Source organism: Pseudomonas sp. MF6776 (genome assembly GCF_016613125.1).
GTDB lineage: Bacteria > Pseudomonadota > Gammaproteobacteria > Pseudomonadales > Pseudomonadaceae > Aquipseudomonas > Aquipseudomonas iridis.
Map to the genome: position 1 here is coordinate 1 of NZ_JAENSQ010000074.1, position 3,509 is coordinate 3,509.

Genomic DNA, 3,509 nt, shown 5'->3' on the forward strand with positions numbered 1-3,509 from the left:
CAGCGCCCTTACAGTCGCTGTGCGCCGACTACTACAGCGCAAGGATGTGGATCCGTGTGCGGCTGCTTCGCTCCTTCACGGCGCTGCCTTCGGCCTGCGCGCTTCGCTTGCCCGTAATCAGTCTGAGGGGGCGATAGCAGAGGGACATATCCTCTGGATCGCTGATGGTTTGCGAGTTTTCTTCATCGTCACCGATGCCTGAAATCTCAGCAACTAGTGCTGGGTGTGAAGAAGTTTTGTGCGGTTTGCAGACTCTAAACAGCTGGTGATTCATACGGATCGTATGCATCAAAGATCATAGTCTGGGTCTGATTCGCCATCATCCTCATATGTGCCCGTTGTATCCGCTGTGGCTTCAGCTGTATTGGTACGTTGTGAGGTTAACGTTCCCGGTTCACCCGTATAGGGATTTACGTTACCTAGGGTGCTCCAGTTGTTGTCGAAATTCCCATCTGGCGCTGACCGATAATGAGATTGCACGTGGGTTCCGTCGCTGCGGGTGTATGCGCTGACGTGAACATCCTTCGCATAAATTGGTTCTGCAAAAATACTTAATGTGAGTAAAACCAACCCAGCGATAGATGAGTATTTCCGAAGCATGAATTCCATTTTCCTAAGGTTGTAGATACTGATTTAAGTAGCACTAAGCCATTACTAGGCTTTCTCGGCAAGAGCTGAAATTTTATTGAAATGAAGAATGCGACTGACCCAACGATCCGCGAGCCGATGAATTTTTTCTCAATGAACGCATTGCCGCGAAGGCAGATGGCCACTACCTGCATTTGGAGTGGAAGGGGACAAGGAGCCTTTGGGTAAGGGCGAAGCCCGCGCAGGTTTTATCCCCGAAGTGGCGAGCAACTTTGGTACAAAGTGTAGTGAGTCCACTTGTATTCAAGTTGTGCTCCTCGCTATGCTCGCCCAATGGGATACGCAATTTTAAGAACGCAAAAACTGAAATCACCCGTCGCTGTGCGCCGGTCGATGAAACACGCCTTCCGAGAGCAGGACACCCCAAACGCAGATCCCGAGCGACTCACTGAGAACACGCACATTGGCGCGAACTCAGTCGCTGAGGGGATCGCTGCGTTCAATGCCGCTCTACCGGGCAAATATCGTAAAGACGCTGTGTTGGCCATCGAGTACCTGGTGACGGCAAGTCCAGAGGACATGACGAATAAGACCAGGGCGCAGCAGGACGAATATTTCAAAGACGCCTTAGAGTGGTTGCGAAGCAAACACGGTGTGGATCAGGTGGTTTATGCCGGTATTCACAGGGACGAAAAGACGCCGCATATGTACGCCTACGTGGTTCCTGTCGATCCAGACTCGGGACGCTTGAACGCCAAGAAATGGTTAGGCGGGGCTAAGGCGCTCAATGAAATGCAGACTGATTTCGCGCATCAGGTCGGCAGAATTCACGGGCTGCAACGTGGCATCGAGGGCAGCAAGGCCCAGCACACGACAGTGCGAGAGTTCTACGCCGCGATCCAAGCCGAGGAACACAAACACGGAAACCTGACCGCTGAGCATCTACAGCCTGCGGTTCTGGAGAAAAAGATTCTCAGGAGCGTCATAGAAACCCCTGAAATGGTTGCGGAGCGGCTGACAAGAATCATCAAAACGCACTACGCCCCGGCGATGAAAGAAGCGGCTGTAGCGAAGCTGGAACGCCGCAGAGCCAAAGAAATGGCAAATACAGCCAAGGCCAAGGATCAGGGGCTTAAAGCGGCTCAGGAGCGTCTGAAGGGCTTTGATGGGGTGTTCGATGGGCTGAACCCTACGGATAAACGGGAGCTCATAAGAATCGCCGCAAAATTGAAGTGTGATCGACAGGTCGAGGATGAGAAAACACGCCGAATAGAAACCTTGCCGGATGTTCTCAAGCGCTCAGCAGGGACAGCCTGTGTGTTTGCTGCAAAGGCTCTGGCTGCGATCAAAGAAAAGATGGGTCAGTGGCGAAAAGTGGACTGGGATGTGGTCGAGAAAGAAACCGTCCGAGAGGCGGTAAACGAGCATCGGCAGCCCATGCGTAAGGCGGTAGAGGCCGTTTTGAAGCATTCCCCAATACATGCAGACAAGACGCCGGCAGACGTCAAGACGATCCTTGACCGGATCGATGCGAACGAAGCCGTGAATCGAAAGAACGGCGTAGAGCCGAGCAGCCCGAAACCTCCCAAGGACCGGGGATACAGCCGCTAAGGTAGGCGTCGAGTAACAAAAATAGGCAGCGGCTCTATGGAGTCATCTGGATCGCCAATTTCGATGAAATGCGGTTCAGGGCTGAGCAGGTCTGATTGATCGATCAGAGCGCTTTGCTCGCTCTCCAATGCCGCTATTTTGGCGGCGTTGGGCACCGCGGCTGATTGCTCCAGGTCAATCAAGTGATCGTACTCTGCGATCTTCGTCAGCAGGCGGCTTCGGGCCACGTCATACGCGGCCCATTTGTCAGGGTTATTCAAGGGTTTCAGTTCCGGTGGCAACTGTGACAGCCGGAGTAGCCGATACCCGAGAACCTTTCCTGCGGTATTCGGTGATGAACTTCACACGGTCGCCCTTGAAGAACAGGGCCGGATTGACCCAGAACGTGGAGGGAGAGCGGGGGGCCAGAAATTGCTTGGCCAACAGCTCTTTGAGGCCCCTCTGGAAGGTTTTTTCGCTCATATCCACGGATCGGCCTGATAGACCGTCGTTGAACCACGCAAGCTCGATGCTCTCGGCGAAGCCCTGACGCATAGGGGCTCGTTCGTACTCCTGCAGAACCAGTTGAAACACACGTGAGGCGGTACGCCCAAGATCGAAGGCTGCGGCGACACCAGCAGCAAAGACCTTCACGAATGAGGCGTCGTCGCGCTCGTCCACGGTGTAAATCGCAGCTGTCTGGCGTACCTCCCCGGTAAGTGTGCTTACCAGCTCCTCTGACGTTCCTGTCTTCACATACCGCTTCTTCACGGTCACCTCTGTGGGTTCCAGTAGAGGATTGGCTAAAGGGCTGTACTCAAGCTTTCGGAGATTGATCGTTGCAGACATATCGGAGGCCATTTTTGTCCTTTGGTGAGACACACGCTAGGCCCTTAAAAGACAAAAAACAAGACATTTCTGTCCGCTAATGTCCTACGTTTGTCTCGGGAGGTTCTGATTTTGTCTCGAGTTTTCCCGTGGCATATGGCCCAAAAGGTCGTTTGCTTCTCACTCTGTTACTACGTGCTCTTGATTTGGCTCTTGCTGTGGCCTTTGCCTTGCCTTCGGAATCAGAGATTCGGTGCCGTTCAGCTAGCTCAAGGTGGACGCCAGTGCAGTGACCGAAGGGCGCTGTGCTGGGGGACGCCGAACAAGCAAAGCGCGTTAGTTACGGTGGTCCAGGCACCGCGATCTGATCCAGATCCAGCGCCCTTACAGTCGCTGTGCGCCGACTACTACAGCGCAAGGATGTGGATCCGTGTGCGGCTGCTTCGCTCCTTCACGGCGCTGCCTTCGGCCTGCGCGCTTCGCTTGCCCGTAATCAGTCTGAG

4 protein-coding genes are annotated in these 3,509 nt (G+C 54.0%); 2 read left to right on the forward strand and 2 right to left on the reverse strand.

What is annotated here, in order from left to right:
* On the forward strand, positions 1 to 202 hold a 202-nt coding region (locus tag JJD74_RS31075; RefSeq protein ID WP_234451942.1), incomplete at its 5' end, for a hypothetical protein.
* Positions 203 to 921: 719 nt separating this feature from the next.
* Entirely contained in the window at positions 922 to 2,199 is a 1,278-nt protein-coding gene (gene mobV, locus JJD74_RS30295; RefSeq protein ID WP_200618073.1) for a MobV family relaxase, read from the forward strand.
* On the opposite strand, the gene JJD74_RS30300 is transcribed toward mobV, so the two are convergent.
* Together JJD74_RS30300 and JJD74_RS30305 are read right to left on the reverse strand one after the other, a co-directional pair.
* A complete protein-coding gene (locus tag JJD74_RS30300) occupies positions 2,196 to 2,459 on the reverse strand; it encodes a hypothetical protein (protein ID WP_200618074.1) in 264 nt (87 codons plus the stop codon). The genes mobV and JJD74_RS30300 overlap by 4 nt on opposite strands.
* Entirely contained in the window at positions 2,452 to 3,039 is a 588-nt protein-coding gene (locus JJD74_RS30305; protein WP_200618075.1) for a replication/maintenance protein RepL, read from the reverse strand. The genes JJD74_RS30300 and JJD74_RS30305 overlap by 8 nt, the downstream gene beginning before the upstream one ends.
* Positions 3,040 to 3,509 lie beyond the last annotated feature (470 nt).